General features: G+C 72.4%; 18 protein-coding genes and 1 pseudogene. 12 read left to right on the top strand and 7 right to left on the bottom strand.

From position 1 onward, the window contains the following. The first annotated feature begins 168 nt into the window (after positions 1-168). Complete coding sequence (locus ACGF3H_RS22930; protein WP_362492354.1) at positions 169-2,094, top strand: AMP-binding protein; 1,926 nt, start codon at positions 169-171, stop codon at positions 2,092-2,094. 13 nt (positions 2,095-2,107) lie between these two features. Here the strand turns inward: ACGF3H_RS22930 and ACGF3H_RS22925 are convergent, their stop codons facing one another. Next, positions 2,108-2,752, bottom strand: a complete 645-nt coding sequence (locus ACGF3H_RS22925; RefSeq protein WP_362492357.1) for a class I SAM-dependent methyltransferase — start codon at positions 2,750-2,752, stop codon at positions 2,108-2,110. A 132-nt stretch (positions 2,753-2,884) separates the two neighbouring features. Beyond that, entirely contained in the window at positions 2,885-3,088 is a 204-nt protein-coding gene (locus ACGF3H_RS22920; RefSeq protein ID WP_003974443.1) for a cold-shock protein, read from the bottom strand. A 288-nt stretch (positions 3,089-3,376) separates the two neighbouring features. On the opposite strand from ACGF3H_RS22920, the gene ACGF3H_RS22915 reads away from it, so the two are divergent. The 5 genes and pseudogenes from ACGF3H_RS22915 to ACGF3H_RS22895 all read left to right on the top strand — a co-directional run bounded on the left by ACGF3H_RS22915 (position 3,377) and on the right by ACGF3H_RS22895 (position 8,993). Then, positions 3,377-4,225 carry a menaquinone biosynthesis protein gene (locus tag ACGF3H_RS22915; protein WP_362492359.1) on the top strand — a complete coding sequence of 283 codons (849 nt, stop codon included), beginning with the start codon at positions 3,377-3,379 and terminating at the stop codon, positions 4,223-4,225. A 63-nt stretch (positions 4,226-4,288) separates the two neighbouring features. Further along, a pseudogene (locus ACGF3H_RS22910) lies at positions 4,289-6,251 on the top strand (protein kinase). A gap of 62 nt (positions 6,252-6,313) precedes the next feature. Beyond that, complete coding sequence (locus tag ACGF3H_RS22905; protein ID WP_393816528.1) at positions 6,314-7,108, top strand: prepilin peptidase; 795 nt, start codon at positions 6,314-6,316, stop codon at positions 7,106-7,108. A gap of 78 nt (positions 7,109-7,186) precedes the next feature. After that, positions 7,187-8,386: a cyclic dehypoxanthinyl futalosine synthase gene (gene mqnC, locus ACGF3H_RS22900; protein ID WP_362492365.1), complete on the top strand. Its 1,200-nt coding sequence runs from the start codon at positions 7,187-7,189 to the stop codon at positions 8,384-8,386. A gap of 7 nt (positions 8,387-8,393) precedes the next feature. After that, positions 8,394-8,993 (top strand): hypothetical protein, encoded by a 600-nt coding sequence (locus ACGF3H_RS22895; protein ID WP_362492368.1) that lies wholly within the window; start codon positions 8,394-8,396, stop codon positions 8,991-8,993. A 7-nt stretch (positions 8,994-9,000) separates the two neighbouring features. On the opposite strand, the gene ACGF3H_RS22890 is transcribed toward ACGF3H_RS22895, so the two are convergent. Then, positions 9,001-10,017, bottom strand: coding sequence for a chitinase (locus tag ACGF3H_RS22890; RefSeq protein ID WP_362492371.1), 1,017 nt, complete (start codon positions 10,015-10,017; stop codon positions 9,001-9,003). A 183-nt stretch (positions 10,018-10,200) separates the two neighbouring features. Here ACGF3H_RS22890 and ACGF3H_RS22885 point away from each other — a divergent pair, with 183 nt between their 5' ends. The 4 genes from ACGF3H_RS22885 to ACGF3H_RS22870 are packed head-to-tail and all read left to right on the top strand — an operon-like array spanning position 10,201 to position 14,726. Beyond that, the gene (locus ACGF3H_RS22885) at positions 10,201-10,608 is read left to right on the top strand and encodes a hypothetical protein (protein ID WP_362492374.1); all 408 of its coding nucleotides are present in this window, start codon (positions 10,201-10,203) and stop codon (positions 10,606-10,608) included. 19 nt (positions 10,609-10,627) lie between these two features. Next, positions 10,628-12,925, top strand: coding sequence for a bifunctional polysaccharide deacetylase/glycosyltransferase family 2 protein (locus tag ACGF3H_RS22880; RefSeq protein ID WP_362492376.1), 2,298 nt, complete (start codon positions 10,628-10,630; stop codon positions 12,923-12,925). Continuing rightward, the gene (locus ACGF3H_RS22875; protein ID WP_362492379.1) at positions 12,925-14,007 is read left to right on the top strand and encodes an acyltransferase; all 1,083 of its coding nucleotides are present in this window, start codon (positions 12,925-12,927) and stop codon (positions 14,005-14,007) included. Before ACGF3H_RS22880 ends, ACGF3H_RS22875 begins: the two co-directional genes overlap by 1 nt. Positions 14,008-14,030: 23 nt before the next feature. Continuing rightward, positions 14,031-14,726, top strand: coding sequence for a demethylmenaquinone methyltransferase (locus tag ACGF3H_RS22870; protein WP_362492382.1), 696 nt, complete (start codon positions 14,031-14,033; stop codon positions 14,724-14,726). Between the two features lie 12 nt (positions 14,727-14,738). Here the strand turns inward: ACGF3H_RS22870 and ACGF3H_RS22865 are convergent, their stop codons facing one another. Both ACGF3H_RS22865 and ACGF3H_RS22860 read right to left on the bottom strand, forming a co-directional pair. Beyond that, complete coding sequence (locus tag ACGF3H_RS22865) at positions 14,739-15,029, bottom strand: PASTA domain protein (RefSeq protein WP_393816527.1); 291 nt, start codon at positions 15,027-15,029, stop codon at positions 14,739-14,741. 146 nt (positions 15,030-15,175) lie between these two features. Next, positions 15,176-15,682: a GNAT family N-acetyltransferase gene (locus ACGF3H_RS22860; protein WP_362492387.1), complete on the bottom strand. Its 507-nt coding sequence runs from the start codon at positions 15,680-15,682 to the stop codon at positions 15,176-15,178. A 100-nt stretch (positions 15,683-15,782) separates the two neighbouring features. Between ACGF3H_RS22860 and ACGF3H_RS22855 the strand changes: the two genes are divergently transcribed. Continuing rightward, the gene (locus ACGF3H_RS22855; protein WP_362492389.1) at positions 15,783-17,066 is read left to right on the top strand and encodes a geranylgeranyl reductase family protein; all 1,284 of its coding nucleotides are present in this window, start codon (positions 15,783-15,785) and stop codon (positions 17,064-17,066) included. Here the strand turns inward: ACGF3H_RS22855 and def are convergent, their stop codons facing one another. Both def and ACGF3H_RS22845 read right to left on the bottom strand, forming a co-directional pair. Next, the gene (gene def / locus ACGF3H_RS22850) at positions 17,067-17,696 is read right to left on the bottom strand and encodes a peptide deformylase (RefSeq protein ID WP_362492392.1); all 630 of its coding nucleotides are present in this window, start codon (positions 17,694-17,696) and stop codon (positions 17,067-17,069) included. A gap of 160 nt (positions 17,697-17,856) precedes the next feature. Further along, a complete protein-coding gene (locus ACGF3H_RS22845) occupies positions 17,857-18,702 on the bottom strand; it encodes a C40 family peptidase (RefSeq protein WP_362492394.1) in 846 nt (281 codons plus the stop codon). A gap of 753 nt (positions 18,703-19,455) precedes the next feature. Between ACGF3H_RS22845 and ACGF3H_RS22840 the strand changes: the two genes are divergently transcribed. Beyond that, on the top strand, positions 19,456-19,815 hold the full coding sequence (locus tag ACGF3H_RS22840) for an NADH-quinone oxidoreductase subunit A (protein ID WP_003992243.1): 360 nt from the start codon (positions 19,456-19,458) through the stop codon (positions 19,813-19,815). The last annotated feature ends 3 nt before the right edge of the window (positions 19,816-19,818 follow it).

The raw sequence follows: 19,818 nt of genomic DNA, 5'->3' as shown, positions 1-19,818 counted from the left end.
CGAACCCGCACCAACTCCCCACGCCGGCCCCGTACGATCCCGAACCTGACCGCCGGTAACCCCCGGCAGGACCTCGTCCACCGGGCCAGGCGATGAACGCCTCCGCGCGCGAGGCACGTACGTCATGCAGCTGAGCAGTGCCGCCGCTGCACGTCCCAGGAGCCGCCCGTGTCCACCCCGCTTCCCTCCTTCGCCCCCTCCGCCGCGTTCGCCGACTCGCCCGGTCCCACCCTGGTGGCACCCGACACGCGACGCCTGGACGGGGCCGTGCGGGAAGCGTACGTACCGCCGTTCGCCCCGCCGGTGCGGCACGGCTCCCTCGCCGACCTGCCCTTCGACAACGCCGCCGCCGTCCCCGGCGCGGTGGTCCTCAGCCGCAGGTCCGGGGACGGGCGCTGGAGCGACGTGACGGCGGACGAGTTCGCCGCGCAGGTGCTTGCGGTGGCGAAGGGCCTGATCTCCGAGGGCCTGATGCCGGGCGACCGGATAGCGATCATGGCCCGGACGACGTACGAGTGGACGCTGCTGGACTTCGCCGCCTGGGCCGCGGGCCTCGTCACCGTCCCGGTCTACCCGACCTCCTCGCTCTTCCAGGTCCGCTGGATCCTCCAGGACTCGGGGGCGGTCACCCTGATCACCGAGACGGCCGCGCAGGCGGCGGCCCTCGGACCCGAGCTGGACCGCCTCCCGGACCTGCGGCACCTGTGGGTCATGGAGAAGGGGCACGTGGAGCAGCTCGCCGAACTGGGCACGAGGGTCCCGGACGCGGAGGTGGACGTACGCCGGGGCATGCTGAGCCCGAGCACACTCGCCACCCTGATCTACACCTCCGGCACCACCGGCCGCCCCAAGGGCTGCGTGCTCACGCACGGCAACTTCTTCGCCGAGGTGGACAACGCCATCGAGCTGCTCTACCCCGTCTTCAAGGCGCAGACGGAGGAACCGTCGATCCTGCTGTTCCTCCCCATGTCCCACGTCTTCGGCCGCATGGTCGCCGTGGCCTGCGTCCGCGCCCGGGTCCGGCTCGGGCACGCGCCGAGCCTGGCCGCCGAGGACCTGCTGCCGGACCTGGCGGCCTTCCGGCCGACCTGCCTGCTGACCATCCCGTACATGCTGGAGAAGGTCTTCAACGGGGCGCGCGCCAAGGCCGAGTCGGGCGGCCGGGCCACGGTCTTCGACCGCGCGGTCTCGGTGGCGGTGCGCTACGGCGAGGCCATGGAGGCCCGCCAGACCGGCTCGGGCGGCGGCCCGGGCCGCGCCCTGAAGACCGCCCGCTCCTTCTACGACCCCCTCGTCTACCGCAAGATCCGCAACGCCATGGGCGGCCGGGTCCGGCACGTCATCTGCGGCGGCTCCCCCCTCGGCCGCCGCCTGGCCGCCTTCTACGCCGGCGCCGGCATCGAGATCTACGAGGGCTACGGGCTCACCGAGACGACGGCCGCGGCGACCGTGACGCCTCCGCTGAAGCCGCGCCTGGGCACGGTGGGCTGGCCGCTGCCCGGCACCCGGATCCGGATAGCCGCCGACGGCGAGATCCTCGTCGCCGGCGACCAGGTCCTGCACGGCTACTGGGACCCCCAGGCGGGCGGCGTCGTCCCGGCCGCCCCCGACGGCTGGTTCGCCACCGGGGACCTCGGCAGCCTGGACGACGAGGGCTACCTGACGATCACCGGCCGCAAGAAGGAGCTGCTGATCACGGCGGGCGGCAAGAGCGTGGCCCCGGCCCCGCTGGAGGACTGGCTGCGCTCCCACCCCCTGGTCTCCCAGTGCATCGTCCTCGGCGACCGCCGCCCCTACGTCTCGGCCCTGTTCACCCTCGACCCCGACGGCATCACCCACTGGCGCCGCATGAACGGCAAGCACCCCGTGCCGCCGGAGCTGCTGACCGACGACGAGGACGTCCGCGCGGTCCTCCAGCGCGCGGTCGACGAGGCGAACAAGCTGGTCTCCCGCCCGGAGTCCATCCGCCGCTTCGCCGTCCTGCCGAGGGACTTCACCGAGTGGGAGGGCCATCTGACCCCCTCGCTGAAGCTGCGGCGCGACGCGATCATGCGGGACTTCGCGGGGGCCGTGGAGGCGCTGTACCAGGGGTAGCGGGCCGCCGGACTCAGCGGCGGGCGATCAGACAGGCCTGCGGGACCTTCGTGGAGGTGTCCTCCTCCTGCACGCGCACCGTCCGCGACAGCACGGTGAAGCCGGCCGCCTCGAGCAGCTCCGCCATCGGTTCGGGGTGCCGCCGCTCGAAGTCCAGGGCGACCGGGTGGCCGAAGGGGCGGTCGGGGCGGAAGGGCTCGTCGCCGACCTGGAAGGCGAGGAGGAAGTGCCCGCCCGGCGCCAGCACGCGCCGCACCTCCGCGAAGAGGTCCGGCAGCCGGTCCCACGGCGTGTGGATCGACGAGTACCAGGAGACCGCGCCCGCGAGGGCGCCGTCGGGCAGGTCCAGCTCCAGCATGGAGCCCTGCTCGAACCGCAGGCCCGGGTGCTCGCGGCGCGCGATCGCCAGCATGGCGGCGGACAGGTCGAGGCCGAAGACCCGCAGGCCGAGCGAGGCGAGGTGGGCGGTGACCCGGCCGGGCCCGCAGCCGAGGTCGGCCACCTCCCCCTCCGGTCCCACCAGCTCGGCGAAGGCCCCCATCAGGGCCCGGTCCAGCGGTGTGCCGGCGGCGAGGGAGCGGTAGAAGTCGGCGTAGTCCTCGGCGATGGTGTCGTAGAAGGTCCGGGTGGTGTCCAGGAAGCCGGTGTCGTGGGTCATGGCGGGACCCTAGGGCCTGCCACCGACAGCCACCGGCGGACGTGGGAATTCACCGGGAATTCATGCAGGTGCCGGAAAGGGCAGGAGCCCCGTCGCCGGGAAGGCGCGGGGCTCCTTGGGTACTGCTGTCGATCAGACAGGAGTGACGTTCTCCGCCTGCGGACCCTTCGGGCCCTGCGTGACGTCGAAGGACACCTGCTGGTTCTCCTCGAGGGAACGGAATCCCTGAGCGTTGATCGCGGAGTAGTGGACGAAGACGTCCGGGCCGCCGCCTTCCTGGGCGATGAAACCAAAGCCCTTTTCGGCGTTGAACCACTTCACGGTTCCGGTAGCCATAAGCCCTCCTTGGGCCCAAAGGGTTGCCCTGCTCCAGAACCAGCAAGTGTGAAGACCGATCCGCACAACTGCATATGTCTGAGAATGACGAGAGCCCGCGGTCACATGCTCCGCAGGCTCTGTACTGCAAGGGAAACCAAACTGCAACTTGCTGTGAGCCTAGCACGCGGGCCCCCGAGCGCAACAGAGGCCAAGATCACTTCACCCGAATGTTTGAACGCACGTGCCATTCGGCTGACAGCGGGGGGTGCCGCCGGGCGGCCGCCGGGGGAGGGCTAGCCTCGCGATGTGGACAATTCTCGCACCCGGCCGCGCGTCGGCCACATTCAGTTCCTGAACTGCATGCCTCTGTACTGGGGGCTCGCGAGAACGGGAACGCTCCTCGATTTCGAGCTGACGAAGGACACCCCGGAGAAGCTCAGCGAGCAGCTGGTGCAGGGCGATCTCGACATCGGTCCGGTCACCCTGGTCGAGTTCCTCAAGCACGCGGACCAACTGGTCGCCTTCCCCGACATCGCCGTCGGCTGCGACGGCCCGGTGATGTCCTGTGTGATCGTCTCGCAGGTCCCGCTGGACAAGCTGGACGGCGCCCGCGTCGCCCTCGGGTCGACCTCGCGCACCTCGGTCCGGCTCGCCCAGCTCCTGCTGGCCGAGCGCTTCGGTGTGCGGCCCGACTACTACACCTGCCCGCCGGACCTGAGCGTGATGATGCAGGAGGCCGACGCGGCCGTCCTCATCGGTGACGCCGCACTGCGCGCCAACATGATCGACGGCCCGCGCTACGGCCTCGACGTGCACGACCTCGGCGCGCTCTGGAAGGAGTGGACGGGCCTGCCGTTCGTCTTCGCCGTCTGGGCGGCCCGGCGCGACTACGTGGAACGCGAGCCGGTCATCGCCCGCAAGGTGCACGAGGCCTTCCTCGCCTCCCGCAACCTCTCCCTGGAGGAGGTCGGCAAGGTCGCCGAGCAGGCGGCGCGGTGGGAGGCCTTCGACGAGGAGACCCTCGCGCGGTACTTCACCACGCTGGACTTCCGCTTCGGCGCCCCGCAGCTCGAGGCGGTCGCGGAGTTCGCCCGCCGGGTCGGCCCGACGACGGGTTTCCCGGCGGACGTGAAGGTGGACCTGCTCGAGCCCTGAGCGCCGCGCCGTCGGCCCACTACCCTGCTGGAAGGTTCCGGCGTACGGGGGAGGGGTGGACCGATGCGGCCGCTCGATGTCGACGAACCCACCGTCATGGGGCCCTACCGGCTGCTCGGCCGGCTGGGCTCCGGTGGTATGGGCCGGGTCTACCTCGGCCGCAGCGCCGGAGGCCGGACGGTCGCCGTGAAGATCGTGCACCCGCACTTCGCGCTCGACGAGGAGTTCCGGGCCCGGTTCCGCCGCGAGGTGGAGGCCGCCCGCCGGGTGGGCGGTGCCTGGACGGCACCCGTGCTCGACGCCGACCCGGAGGCGCGCGTGCCCTGGGTCGCCACCGCCTACGCGGCCGGACCGTCCCTGACGGCGGCGGTCGCGGACGGCGGTCCGCTGCCGGCCCACTCCGTACGGGCCCTCGGCGCGGGCCTCGGCGAGGCGCTGGCCGCGGTGCACGAGCTGGGCCTGGTGCACCGGGACGTGAAGCCGTCCAACGTGCTGCTCACCCTCGACGGCCCCCTTCTGATCGACTTCGGCATCGCCCGCGCGACGGACGGGACGGCCTCGCTGACCTCGACGGGCGTCTCGATCGGCTCGCCCGGCTACATGTCGCCCGAGCAGATCCTCGGCAAGGGCGTCACCGGCGCCGCCGACGTCTTCTCCCTCGGCGCGGTCCTCGCCTTCGCGGCGACCGGCCGGCCGCCCTTCCCCGGGGACTCCTCGGCCGCGCTGCTCTACAAGGTCGTCCACGAGGAGCCGGAACTCGGCACCCTGGACGGCGAGGTGCGGGAACTGGTCCGCCAGTGCCTGGCCAAGGACGCCGGCCCCCGGCCCGCGCCCGGCGAGGTGGCCCGGCGGCTCGCCCCGGACGGCGCCGCCCGGCTGGTCGCGGGCGGCTGGCTGCCGGGGACGCTGGTGGAGCAGGTCAGCCGGGGCGCCGTACAGCTGCTCAACCTGGAGGCGGCGGGGGAGGGCGGGCCGGTGTCCGCGCGGGGGTCGGGGCCGGTGGACTTCAGCCGGTCGTCGGTGCAGGCGGGGACGGGGCCGACAGGAGCGGAGGCGCCGGTCGCACCCACCACCGGTGCCTTCGGGCCTCCGCCGGTGATGCCCGGACCTCCCGGGCCCGCCGATTCGCCCGCACCTGCCGGGTCTCATGGGTCCGCGGGGGCTCCCGCGTACCCCGGGAATCCCCCGCCCGCCGACTCGCCCGCGCCTGCCGGGTCTTACGGGTCCGCGGGGGCTCCCGTGCATCCCGGGACTTCCGCCCCGGCCGACTTTCCCGTGCCTGCGGGGTCTTATGGGTCCGCGGGGGCTCCCGCGTACCCCGGGACTCCCCCGCCCACCGACTCGCCCGCGCCCGCCGGGATTTACGGGTCCGCCGGGGCTCCCTCGTACCCCGGGGCTCCCCCCCGCCGCCGTGCCCGGGGCGCGTGACGCGGGCCGGGGGGCCGGGAAGTTGTCCGTGCAGGTGGCGGCGGCCTCGACGCGGGGCGGTGACGGACGCGGGCGCAGGCTCAGCTGCACGGTGGCCATCGCCGTGGCGGGGGCGCTGGCCGCGGTGACGGTCGGCTCGGTGTTCCTGTTCGACCTGCTGCCGGGCGAACGCCGGGACACCGCCGGCGGCGACGCCGACCAGGGCACCCACGCGCCGTCCGCCTCGGCCCCCGCGGACGGGCAGGGCACCGTCCCGGCCGCCTACCTCGGCACCTGGGAGGGCGAGGGCACCGCCCTCGGCGGCACCCTGCCGGCGGGCACCTTCCGCGTCACCCTGAAAGAGGTGAGTGTCGGGCAGGAGCTGGGACGGCTGCGCCAGACCGACCAGCTCGGTGGCGTCTGCGTCGACGTCCTGACGCTGAAGCAGGTGACGGAGAAGCAGCTCGTCGCCGCGTCGGCCGGTGCCGAGGGCAATCACAGCGGGTGCAACCAGTCGCCGACGACCGTCCGCTTCACGCCGGTCGGTGACGACCTCGCCTACGCCTCCGAGAGCGCCGCGTCGGGGAAGCCGGAGGCCCGGCTGTCGAAGGTCGGGTAGGAAGGCCGAGCAGCCGCGAAGGGCCCCGGCCGTGCGGCCCGCCCCCATAGGGTGTCCGCGTGCTGAGCGTCGATGTGCTGGTCCTCCTCGTCGCCGTGCTCTGGGGCGCCGCGGCCGGGGCGCTGCTGCCGCGGGCGACCTACCGTTTCTCCGCCCCCGCGGGGGAGCCGTGGCGCGACGCCTGCCCCGCCGCACACCCGGTCCGCGGATGGCTCGGGCCGGCGCGGTGCGGGCGGTGCGCGGACGGCGCGGTACCGGCCGGAGCGGTGCGGCGCCGGGACCGTACGGCGGCGGAAGGGCCCGCCTCCGCGTCGTACGGTCCCGGCGCCGCCGTGCCCGCCGTCGTCACCGCCCTGGTCTGCGCCGCCCTCGCCGCCGCCACCGGGACCCGGCCCGAGCTGGCCGTCTGGCTGCTGCTGGCGCCGGCCGGCGTGCTGCTGGCCCTCGTCGACCTGCGGGTACGGCGGCTGCCCGACCCCCTGACCCTCCCGCTCGCGGGCGCCGCGCTCGCCCTGCTCGGGGTCACCGCGCTCGTGCTCGAGCACGCCGGGGAGTGGACCACCGCCCTGCTGGGCACCCTCGCGCTCGGCGCCGGCTACTTCGTGCTGCACCTCATCAACCCCGCGGGCATGGCCTTCGGTGACGTCAAGCTCGCGCTGGGCGCCGGCGCCGCCCTCGGCTGGTACGGCTGGCCGACGCTGATGCTGGGCACCTTCGCCGGGTTCCTGCTCGGTGCGGTGTACGGGGGCGTCCTCGTCCTCGCGGGGCGGGCGGGGCGCCGGACGGCCATCGCCTTCGGTCCGTTCCTGCTCACGGGCGCCTTCCTCGGCGTCCTCGCGGGCGCGTACGCGGCCTGAACGCGGCCCGGCAAAAGGGCTGGCGTAGGCTGGCGGGGTCCGTCCACAACCCATACGAACCTTGCGAAAGGGACGCCGGTGACCGAGAAGGCCGACCTTCAGACCGTCCTCGACCGTGCCGCCGCCGGTGGGCGGATCACCCCCGAAGAGGCCCTCGTCCTCTACCGCGACGCTCCCCTGCACGCGCTGGGCGCCGCCGCCGACGCCGTCCGCCGCCGCCGGTACGCGGGCACCGAGCACATCGCGACGTACATCATCGAGCGCAACATCAACTACACGAACGTGTGCGTCACGGCGTGCAAGTTCTGCGCGTTCTACGCGGCCCCCAAGGACACGAAGAAGGGCTGGACCCGCGACCTCGACGACATCCTGCGCCGCTGCGCGGAGACCGTGGAGCTGGGCGGCACGCAGATCATGTTCCAGGGCGGCCACCACCCGGACTACGGCGTCGAGTACTACGAGAAGCACTTCGCCGCCATCAAGAAGGAGTTCCCCGAACTCGTCATCCACAGCCTGGGGGCGAGCGAGGTCGAGCACATGGCCCGGATCTCCGGGGTGTCGGTCGAGGAGGCCATCACCCGGATCCACGCGGCCGGGCTCGATTCCTTCGCGGGCGCCGGTGCCGAGCTGCTGCCCGAACGCCCCCGCAAGGCGATCGCGCCGCTGAAGGAGTCCGGCGAGCGCTGGCTGGAGATCATGGAGATCGCGCACGGACTGGGCGTCGAGTCGACGTCCACCATGCTGATGGGCACCGGCGAGACCAACGCCGAGCGCATCGAGCACCTGCGCATGATCCGGGACGTGCAGGACCGCACCGGCGGCTTCCGCGCCTTCATCCCGTACACCTACCAGCCCGAGAACAACCACCTGAAGGGCCGCACGCAGGCCACGCTCTTCGAGTACCTGCGGATGATCGCCATCGCCCGCGTCTTCCTCGACAACGTCGCCCACATCCAGGGCTCGTGGCTGACCACCGGCAAGGAGGTCGGCCAGCTCTCCCTGCACTACGGCGCCGACGACCTCGGGTCGATCATGCTGGAGGAGAACGTGGTGTCGTCGGCCGGCGCCAAGCACCGCTCCAACCGGCTCGAGATCATCGACCTGATCCGCAAGGCGGGCCGCGTCCCGGCGCAGCGTTCCACGACGTACGAGCACCTCGTCGTGCACGACGACCCGGCGAACGACCCCGTCGACGAGCGGGTCGTCTCCCACATCTCGTCCACGGCCATCGAGGGCGGCACGGCCCACCCCGAGCTGAAGCTGCTCGCTTCCAACTGACGCCGCCGTGCTGACACTCCACGTCGCCGAAGCCTCGCCCGAGGCGGCCGTCGTGGTCGACGGCACGCTTCTCGCCGCCGTCGGCCCGTACGAGGCCCTGGCCGCCGGACACCCGCGGGCACGGGTGCGCCGGTGGCCCGGAATCCTGACGCCCGGACTGCTCAACCCGTACGGTCCGGAACTGCTGGAGCAGGCCTACCACCCCGACCCGCGCGAAGCGGACCGCCTCGGCACCGAGCCGGTCTTCGGCCGGCGTGCGCTCGCCCTCCTCGCCGCCGACCCGTCCGCGCGGGGCGCCAGCGCGCGCCGCGGAGTGCAGCGCATGCTGGCGCACGGGACGGTCGCCGTCGCCGGTGAACTGCGGGGCCGCGCGGCCCTGGACGCGGTGCGCGGAGCGGGGCTCGCCCTGGCGGGGCGTCCGGCCGGCCTGCCCGGGCCGGCGTCGTTCTCACCGGTGCCGCTCGTGCTGCTTCCTGCGCTCGCCGCCGGGAAACCCGCGCGGTTCGCGGTGTTCGACGTGCCCGACCGGGCCGCGCTCGTGCGGGACGGCGCGTCCACCTGCGTGGCGACCGTCGTCGCGGGCCGGATCGTGTACCGGCGCCGCTGACCGCGCGCTACCCCGCGAACGCCTCCGCGAAGTCGCCGCTCTCCTGCTCCACGCCGCTGCAGCTGGTCAGCGCGTCGTCCGCGGAGGCGTCGTCCGCGCACTGCCGGTCCCGGAACGTCGCCCACATCGACACCCAGGCGATGCCCCTCTCCTCGGCGAAGGAGCGGACCTCCGCGGCGTCGTCCAGGGTGAACGTCTCCCCGGCGACGTCGTTGACGCCCAGCATCGAGGTGAGCGCCATGCCCCGCCAGGCGTCCGCGTCCGACGTCCCGAAGACCTCCTTCAGCTGCGAGTGGGCGGCCTTTGCCGCGGTGAGCGCGTACGCGCCCATGTCGCCGCCGTACGACTCGCCGTAGTTCATGGTCATGAGGTTGACCGTGGAGACCCGCACGCCGTGGTCGTTGGCGGATGCCAGCAGCGCGAGGGAGTCGGAGTCCAGGCCCGAGGGCATCACCGGCAGGGTGAAGGAGACCTCCAGGTCGCTCCGCTCCTCCTGGAGCAGCGCGATCGCCTCCGAGCGCAGGGCGACCGAGCCGGCATCGGTCAGTTCGTCGCCCTCGACGTCGAAGTCGGCCCGTGCGGCACCCGCCGCGTCCAGGGCCTCGCCGTACGCCGCCGCCAGCGCGGAGGCGCTGTCGCAGGTGGCGGCCAGTTCCTTGCCGGAGGCGCCGCCGAAGGAGACGCGGACGGCGGCGCCGGACTCCGTCAGCTTCGCGACGCGGGAGGCGACCGCGGTGTCACCGATCTCCTGGACGCCGTTCCAGCGGGGGTCGCAGTCGTCGCCCGCGGAGATCACGAACGCCAGGTTGTACGTCCCGGGGGCGCCCGCAGCGTCGGTCGCGGAGGCCGTGGTGGCGCTGACGTAGGGGGCGTAGGAGGTGCCCTCCGCGGCGGCGGACGGTGCGGCGGAGCCGGACGGTGCCGCACCGGCCGCGTCGGCCGTGCCGTCCTGCCCGGAACAGCCGGCGGTGGCCAGGGCCAGCAACAGGGCGCACCCGGCGGCCGCCTTCCGGTAAGCCCTCATGTGCGCACGCTCCCGTTCTCGTCGTCGGACGAGTGAATGTCCCACGGGTGGCTGAGCCTTTGCTGAGAGAAGTGCGGGGTGCGCCGGAATCTCCCAGGGAACGGACAGGCTGCGTCGCGTTTCACCGTGAACTCACAACGAAGGCCCAGTTCGCGACAGACAAGGCTCCCTAACGTCCGGGGAATGCATTCCGAGCCTGCCTTCGAAAGCCGCGTCGCCCTGGGCGAGGGGCCCGCGCGCGGTCGCCGCCGCAAACGCGGCAACGGGTCCGCCGAAGGGCCCGTGTTCGTCGACAACTCCGGACGCCGGGCCAGGCTGCTGCGCCGGCTGGGGCTCCTCGTCGGAGCCGTCTGCGTCGGCTACGCGGCCGTCCTGGGCCTGGCCTTCCTGGGCATCGGCACCTCGGTCAACCCCTCCTCGCTGCTGCCCTTCGGAGGCGGCCAGGACGGTGGCGGCCCGGCAGGCGGTGCGCGTCCGCAGGACGGCCTCGCCCCCACGGGTGTCCCACCCGTCGGCGCCCGCACCGGTGCCCCCGGCGGCCAGGCGCCCACCGCCACGCCCACGGCCGGCGCCTCTGCCGCCACCGACTGACCGGGACGCCGCCACAGCCATGACCACGACCACACCTTCCTCCCCGTCCTCGCCCCCGTCCTCCCGGGGCCGCCGACGGGCCCCCGGCCGGATCGAGCGGGCCGCCGGCCGCGCCGCCGCCCTGCAACGGCCGCGGGTGCTCCTCGCCCTGCTGCTCCTGCTCGCGCTGACCTGTGTGATGCTCCTCGACGGCTATCTGCGCGCGGAGGTCGGCGGTGACCAGCGTGTGCGCACCGGGGCGAGCGCGAGCGACGTGCCGGACGACATCCTCGACGGCGGGCCGATCCTCACCTTCCGCGGCGGACAGGCCACCACGGTCTCCGTCCCGGACAAGACGATCGCGCTGACCTTCGACGACGGCCCGGACCCGACCTGGACCCCGCAGGTGCTGGAGATCCTCGAGAAGTACGACGTGCCCGGCACGTTCTTCCTGGTCGGCTCCATGGTCTCGCGCTACCCGGACATCGTGGAGGACATGGTCGAGCAGGGCAACGAGGTGGGCGTCCACACCTTCACCCACATCGACCTCTCCTACCAGAGCGACGCCCGGGTCACGCGCGAGATCGAACAGACCCAGCTCGCCCTCGCGGGCGCGGCCGGCATCACCACCACCCTGTTCCGCGCGCCGTACTCCTCCCGGACCGACGCCATCGACGACTACAGCTGGCCCGTCTACGAGAAGCTCGGCGAGGACGGCTACACCAGCGTCTTCGTCGACACCGACAGCGACGACTGGAAACGGCCCGGCGTCTCGAAGATCGTCGACTGGGCCACGCCGGAGGACGACGAGGGCGCCTCCGTGCTCTTCCACGACGCCGGCGGCGAGCGGTCGCAGACGATCGAGGCGCTGCCGAAGTACATCGAGAAGATGAAGGCGAAGGGCTACACCTTCACCACCATCAGCGGCGTCATGGCCGATCAGCAGACCGGTCGGCAGGCGGGTCAGCAGACCGGTCGGCAGGCCGGGGAGCAGCTCTCCGGCGGGCCCGCCGCCCAGGCGACCGGCAGCGAGGGCGGCGGTCTCCAGGCCGCCCACCACCGGGCCACCGGCACGACCCTGTACGAGGGCAAGGCGCTCGTCGCGGCCGTCGCGGTCGCCGAGTGGACCGTGCCGGCGCTGTCGGTGGGGCTCATGGTCGTGGGCGTCGCCGTGATGGGCCGCTTCGGGATGATGCTGATCCTCGCCCGCCGCCACTACCGCCGACGCAACAGACGCCGCTTCAGCTGGGGGCCGCCCGTCACCGGGCCGGTGAGCGTGATCGTCCCGGCGTACAACGAGAAGGAGTGCATCGAGAACACCCTGCGGTCGCTGGCGGCGAGCACCCACCCCATCGAGATCGTCGTCGTGGACGACGGGTCGACCGACGGCACGGCCGAGATCGCCGAGTCCCTCGGCCTGCCCAACGTCCGGGTCGTGAGGCAGGCCAACGCCGGCAAGCCCGCCGCCCTCAACAACGGCGTCCGCAACGCCCGCCACGACATCGTCGTGATGATGGACGGCGACACCGTCTTCGAACCGGACACCGTGCGGCACCTGGTGCAGCCCTTCGCCGACCCCGGCGTCGGCGCGGTCGCGGGCAACGCCAAGGTCGGCAACCGGCGCACCCTCATCGGGGCCTGGCAGCACATCGAGTACGTGATGGGCTTCAACCTCGACCGGCGCATGTACGACCTGCTGCGCTGCATGCCGACCATCCCCGGCGCGATCGGGGCCTTCCGGCGGGACGCGGTGCTGGAGGCCGGCGGCATGAGCGAGGACACCCTCGCCGAGGACACCGACATCACGATCGCCCTGCACCGTGCCGGATGGCGGGTCGTCTACCAGGAGCACGCGCGGGCCTGGACCGAGGCGCCGGGCTCCCTGAAGCAGCTCTGGTCGCAGCGCTACCGCTGGTCCTACGGCACCATGCAGGCCCTGTGGAAGCATCGCGGGTCGCTGACGGACCGGGGGCCCTCGGGGCGCTTCGGGCGGGTCGGCATGCCGCTGGTCGTGCTCTTCCAGATCGTCACGCCCGTCTTCGCCCCGCTCATCGACGTCTTCACCGTCTACTCGATGATCTTCGTCGACTTCCGGGCGGCGCTCCTCGCGTGGCTGGCGGTGCTGGGCGTGCAGCTCCTGTGCGCGGCCTACGCCTTCCGGCTCGACCGGGAGAAATACCGGTACCTGCTGATGATGCCGCTCCAGCAGCTGGCGTACCGGCAGATGATGTACCTGGTCCTCATCCACTCCTGCGTCACCGCGCTCACCGGCGGCCGGCTGCGCTGGCAGAAGCTCAAGCGGACGGGCGAGGTGGGTACACCGGCGGGGAACGGGTGATGGGGGCGCACAGCAGAGGCGCCGTGCGCGCCGCGCGTGTCGAGGGGGCCTCGGGCCGGGACCGCTACTTCGACACCCTGCGCGCCGTCGCCCTCGTCCGGGTCGTCGCGTACCACGCCTTCGGCTGGCCCTGGGCCGGGCTGGCCCTCCCCTCCATGGGCATCATGTTCGGCCTGGCCGGCACCCTGATGGCCCGGTCGCTGCGGCGCCCGGCCCCGGCGGTGATCCGCGGCCGGCTGCGGCGCCTGCTGCCGCCGTTCTGGTGCTGGGGCCTGTTCGTGACCGGCGCGATGCTGGTGCACGGCTGGATGCCGGGGTGGCAGGCCGTCTACTGGATCGTGCCGCTCGGCGACCCGCCGGGCGACGCCTGGGGCGAGCAGGCCTGGGAGATCCTCTGGTACCTGCGGACCTACCTGTGGTTCGTCCTCCTCTCGCCGCCGCTGCTGCGGGTGTTCCGGGCGGCACCCGTGCCCGTCCTGGTGCTGTCGCTGCTCCCCGCCGTCGCGCTCCGGTACGTCTGGCAGCCGCCGGACGACCGGTTCGGCAGCGCCCTCACCGACCTCGCCACGTTCCTGTTCTGCTGGCTGCTCGGCTTCGCGCACCACGAAGGGGTGCTGGGGCGGCTGAGACCGGCCGCCGTCGCCCTGCCCGCGCTCGCCGCGCTGGCGTACGGCGGGTGGTACGCGTTCGCGCACCAGGGCGAGTACGGCACCTACGACCTCGACGACATCCCCCTCGCACAGGCCTTCTGGTCGGCCGGGTTCGTGACGCTGCTGATGTACGCGAAGGCACGGCTCGGGACCGGCTTCGCCCCACTGGCCCGCTTCCGGCGCCTGGACCGGCTGGTGACCGTCTTCAACGCCCGCGCGGTGACGATCTACCTCTGGCACGAACTCGCCCTCGTCCTCGCGGTGCCGCTGATCGACCGCTTCTGGGACGTACCGGCGTTCGAGGCGCATCTGCCGCTGGACAGCCAGTGGTTCCTGCTGGGGGTCGGCTGGGTGCTGATCGCGGTGTTCGTCGTCCTCTTCGGCTGGGTGGAGGACGTCGCCGCGCGGAAGAGGCCGAGGCTCGTGCCGTGACCCGGCCCTGCAACAATGGGCCCGTGACCCGCGCTTCCCTGAACAAGCAGCCGCACGAAGTCGCCTCGATGTTCGACCACGTCGCGGAACGGTACGACCTGACGAACACCGTGCTCTCGCTCGGCCAGGACCGGGCGTGGCGCAAGGAGGTCGCCAGAGCCGTCGACGCCCGGCCCGCGCAGAAGGTCCTCGACCTCGCCGCCGGCACGGCGACGTCGTCCCAGCCCTTCGCCCGCGCCGGTGCCTACGTCGTCCCCTGCGACTTCTCCCTCGGCATGCTTCAGGTGGGCAACCAGCGGCACCCCTGGATGCCGTTCACCGCGGGCGACGCGACACGGCTGCCGTTCCGGGACGACGTGTTCGACGCGGTCACCATCTCCTTCGGGCTGCGCAACGTGCAGGACACGGACGCGGCGCTGCGCGAGATGTACCGGGTGACACGCCCCGGCGGCCGGGTCGTGATCTGCGAGTTCTCGCACCCGACCTGGGCCCCGTTCCGCACCGTGTACACCGAGTACCTGATGCGCGCCCTGCCGCCGGTGGCCCGCGCGGTGTCGTCCAACCCGGACGCCTACGTCTACCTCGCCGAGTCCATCCGCGCCTGGCCCGACCAGGCGGCCCTCGCGGAGCGGCTGCGCAAGGCCGGCTGGTCGAAGGTGGCGCACCGGAACCTGACCGGCGGCGTCGTGGCGCTGCACCGGGGCTTCAAGGAGAGCTGAGCGGCACGTGCCTCAGGGGCGGCCGAGCAGTACGGAGGGGGGTGTCCCGCCCGGCTCGGTCAGCTCCCGCCGCAGCCCGCCGCGGGGCGGGTCCGGCTCGCGCGGCTCGCGGATGCCCCCGCCGCCCTCGCCCTCCCCGAAGTCGAACCACACGTACACCCTCGACTCCCGCGGCACCCGGGCTCCGGGCGGCGGATACTGGCGTACGACGTGGTCGACGACGGCGAGGCGCAGGTCGGGCCGGTTCGGCGAGGTGAGGGACAGGCCCTCCCCCCGCACGATCTCGTCCGCGTCCACGGCCATCAGGCCGACCAGGCGCGGCACGCACACGTCGGGTGTCTTCGATATCAGGCGCACGGGCGTCACCCCCAGCGGTACGGGCACAGTAACTCCGCCGCGCACTCCCCGGAAGCGTCCCGTCGTCGACTGCGACGGTCCGGTCCCCGGTGTCAGAGCCGGAGCCGGTAGCAGTGCCCCTGCTGCTCGGTCTCCGGGGAGGTGAAGACCTCGGCGAGCCGCATGCCCAGCCGCTCCGTGACCGCGATGGAACGCGCGTTGCGGGCGTTGACCATCGCCACCACCCCGGCCACGCCCGCCGAGCGCACCCGTTCCAGGGTCTGCCGGGCCGCCGCCGTGACGTACCCCTTGCCCCAGTGCTCCCGGCCCAGGCGCCAGCCGATCTCGATCTCGCCCGCGGGGCCCCAGTCGCCCGGCCACGGCTGGGCACCGGTGAAGCCGATGACCCGCCCGGACTCGTCCACCATGGTCCACAGGCAGAAGCCGTGCTCGGCGTCGTGCCGGCGCTGGCGGGCGGTGAGCTCCTCGTAGACGGAGAGTTCCGCGGACCGTCCGCCGTGGAACTCCATGACGTCCGGGTCGTCGAAGACCCGGTGCCAGGCGACGGCGTCCTCGTCGGTGGGGACGCGCAGCCGTACGACAGGCAGAGCTCGGTTCACGGGGCAGCCCTTCAGCCGGGTGATCGGTGACGCTGAATAGACTGCCCATGTCCAGTGCCCGTCGGCACGCAGATTCTCGAAACTCTGGGGAGATCCCGCCGTGACCGAGCCCCTCTCCGACAACACCGCCGATGTGATCGTCGTGGGCGCGGGGCCAGCCGGCTCCACGACCGCGTACTACCTGGCCAAGGCCGGACTCGACGTCCTCCTGCTGGAGAAGACCGCGTTCCCGCGGGAGAAGGTCTGCGGCGACGGCCTCACCCCGCGCGCGACCAAGCAGCTCGTGGCGATGGGCATCGACATCTCCGAGGAGGCCGGCTGGCTGCGCAACAAGGGCCTGCGCATCATCGGCGGCGGCTCGCGGCTCCAGCTGGACTGGCCGGATCTGGCCTCCTTCCCCGACTACGGACTCGTCCGCAAGCGCGACGACTTCGACGAGCAGCTCGCCCGCCAGGCGCAGAAGGCGGGCGCCCGCCTCTACGAGCGCTGCAACGTCGGCGCCCCCGTCGTCGACGACCGCACGGGCCGCATCACCGGCGTGCACGCGAAGCTGGGGGAGGACAAGCGCGAGGTCACCTTCCACGCGCCGCTGGTCGTGGCCGCCGACGGCAACTCCACCCGGCTGTCCCTGGCGATGGGCCTGCACCGCCGCGAGGACCGCCCGATGGGCGTCGCGGTCCGCACGTACTTCACCTCGCCGCGCCACGACGACGACTACCTGGAGTCCTGGCTGGAGCTGTGGGACCGCCGCGGCGCGCAGGACCGCCTCCTGCCGGGCTACGGCTGGATCTTCGGCATGGGCGACGGCACGTCGAACGTCGGCCTCGGGGTGCTGAACACCTCCGCCTCCTTCAAGGAGCTGGACTGGCGGGAGGTCCTGAAGGCCTGGTGCGCGTCCATGCCGGAGGACTGGGGCTACACCCCGGAGAACATGACCGGCCCGATCCGCGGCGCCGCCCTGCCCATGGCCTTCAACCGCCAGCCCCACTACACCAAGGGCCTGCTGCTGGTCGGCGACGCCGGCGGCCTGGTGAACCCCTTCAACGGCGAGGGCATCGCCTACGCCATGGAGTCCGGCCAGATCGCCGCCGACGTCATCGTCCAGGCCCACGCGCGGGCCACGCCGGCCCAGCGGGAGATCGCCCTCCAGCGCTACCCGCGCGTCCTGAAGGACACCTACGGCGGCTACTACTCGCTGGGCCGCGCCTTCGTGAAGCTCATCGGCAACCCGAAGGTCATGCAGATCGCGACCCAGCGCGGCCTCACCCACCCGATCCTGATGAAGTTCACCCTCAAGATGCTCGCCAACCTGACGGACCCGACGGGCGGCGACGCGATGGACCGCATCATCAACGGACTGAGCAAGGTGGCCCCGAAGGCGTGATCACGCCCCGGTGAAGGCCGCGGCGTTGGCGGCCCGGCGCGCGAACACCTCGTCGCGCCGGTCCGCCGACTGCCGCAGCGCCCGCTTCCGGTCGCGCGCGGAGAGCCGGTCCAGGTAGACGTGCCCGTTCACGTGGTCGGTCTCGTGGGCGAGGCAGCGGGCGAAGTAGCCGGTGCCCTCGACGAGGAGCGGCTCGCCGTTCCGGTCCAGGCCCCGCACGACGGCCCGGTCGGGACGCGGCACGGCCATGACGGCGCCCGGCACCGACAGGCAGCCCTCGCCCTCGTCGAGCAGCCGCCGCGCGCCCGGGGCGAGCGGTTCCAGCACCGGGTTGACGATGTGTCCGACATGTCGGACACCGTCGTCGTCGGGGCAGTCGTACACGAACAGGCGCAGGCCGACGCCGACCTGATTGGCCGCCAGTCCGGCCCCTTCCGCGACGTACATCGTGCGGAACATGTCGTCGATGAGGGCGGCCAGGTCGGGCCCGAACTCGGTGACGTCCCGGCACGGCCTGTGCAGCACCTCCTCGCCGACCTCGGTGACGCGCCGGACCGACCCGCGCCGGGACTCCGGTGCGAGCGGCGGGTAGGAGGCGGTGTGCCGCCCCTGCACGAACACGCTGGGCATGCTGTTCTCTCCTTCGGTCTCGTGAACGGCCGGTGGGAACCGGCCCGTCCCGAGCCTGCCAGGAGAGCCCCGCCTCCGTCGGGGAAGCGCGAAAGGCCGCAGCCCCCGAGCGGCTGCGGCCTTTCGTGCGGATGTGTCCGGGGTGACCGGTACGCGAGCGTCAGAGCACGCGCACCGCACCGCTCGGCGGGTCGTACGACAGGGGCTTCATCACGACGCCCGTCGACGAGTTCTGCGCGCCGACGAACATGCCGTCGCCGACGTAGACGCCCACGTGGTACGCGCTGCCCGCGCCGCCCCAGTACAGGATGTCGCCCGGCTGGAGGTTGTCCAGCGAGACCTGGGTGCCGGCGACCGACTGGTCCTGGGAGACGCGCGGCAGGTCGACGCCGACCTGCTTGAAGGCGGCCTGCACGAGACCGGAGCAGTCCCAGGAGTTGGGGCCGGTGCCGCCGGAGACGTAGGCGTCGCCGACCTGGGCCTGGACGAACGAGACGACGGCGGCGGCCGAACCGGTGGCCGACGAGCTGACGCTGACCGAGGCGCCCGCCGAGGACGAGGACGAGGACGAGGACGAGCCGGTGTCCACGGAGGCGCTCAGGGTGGCGCGCTCGGCGGCGCGGGACGCGCGCTCGGCGGCCTCCTTGCGGGCGGCCTCCTCGGCCTTCTTCTTGGCCTCCGCGGCCTTCTTCTTGGCCTCGGCGAGGTCCGCCTTGGCCTCCTTGGCCGCGGCGGCCGCGGCCGCGTCACGCTCGGCGCGCAGCTCGTAGCTCGCGGCGGCCTGCTGCGTGGCGTCCGCGGACTGGGCGACCTGGGCGGCCAGGTCGGCCGTCAGGGTGGGCAGTTCGAGGGTCTGCGTCACCGGCTCGGCCGCGTTCGCCGAACCCGACGCCCCGGCCACTGCCAGGGTGCTGAGGACGCCACCGGCAACTCCGGCCCGCATCGCGAGTGTCGACGCGCTGCGGCGGGGCTTCCGGTGGCTGCGTATGTGAGCGGTGTGGGACATAGGGACAACCGGTATCAGGAGCTCCTCCATACCTTCAAGAAACGTGGGCTGCGCCACAGTTGTTCAACGGGACGCCCGAATGCCGGGCGTGTCGCCCTTTTTTGACGTCCTGGCGAACATTGCGGCCCTCCGTGACCCACCTGTGATCACGGACTTTGATCGTTTCGCCCGAATTGCCCCTCGCTTACCACTGGTTGAGGCAGTTGGCCAAGCCCGGTTCTCAGCCGCCTCTCATGAATGTGGCGGAGGTCACGGAACGGTTCCCCCGGCGGTCGCGTCCCCCGCGCGGATCGCCGCCCGCGGCGCTCGTGAACGCGTGCACGCGTCCACATCGCGCCCCGCCGTCCCTCCGAGGTGTGAACGGAGGCCACTATCAAGAGATCCGGTCCAGCACCAATTTGCATGCACGCGAAGCATCTTGATATGGAGACGTCCGCCGTATGCCGCCTCTGGCCAGCGGCGACGAGCGAAATTGTCACCTCTGGTGATCAGCTGAACGCTTCTTGTGTGAAGATCACCGCTCATCCGACTTCATGATCCTTCGTCAGGTGGTGGAGATCACAAAGCTTGTGCAATACCCCGTGTCGCAGATCACAGAGCGGCGGGCATAAGATGCGAGGCAGTTGGGCTTGTGACCTGCTTCACATGTTCGCGATCTTCGCCGGGACGAGCGGGGTTCGTGGGGCTGCTGGGGCGGCTGTGAGCCCAGTGCAACCGCCAGCAGTCAGTGCCGACTGAGAGGAGCGAGGAGCGGTGAACGCGTATGCGCCCATCCTCGTACTGGGAGCCCTCGGGGCAGGCTTTGCGATCTTCTCCGTGGTCATGGCCACGCTGATCGGTCCGAAGCGGTACAACCGGGCCAAGCTCGAGGCCTACGAGTGCGGCATCGAGCCGACCCCCACGCCGGCCGGCGGCGGGCGCTTCCCCATCAAGTACTACCTGACGGCGATGCTCTTCATCGTCTTCGACATCGAGATCGTCTTCCTCTACCCCTGGGCCGTCACCTTCGACGCCCTGGGGATCTTCGGGCTCGTGGAGATGCTGCTCTTCGTGCTCACCGTCTTCGTCGCGTACGCGTACGTATGGCGGCGCGGCGGCCTGGAATGGGACTGAGGG

The organism is Streptomyces sp. NPDC048185 (assembly GCF_043202495.1).
Classification (GTDB): Bacteria; Actinomycetota; Actinomycetes; order Streptomycetales; family Streptomycetaceae; genus Streptomyces.
This window is presented reverse-complemented; position numbering and strand designations above follow the sequence as displayed.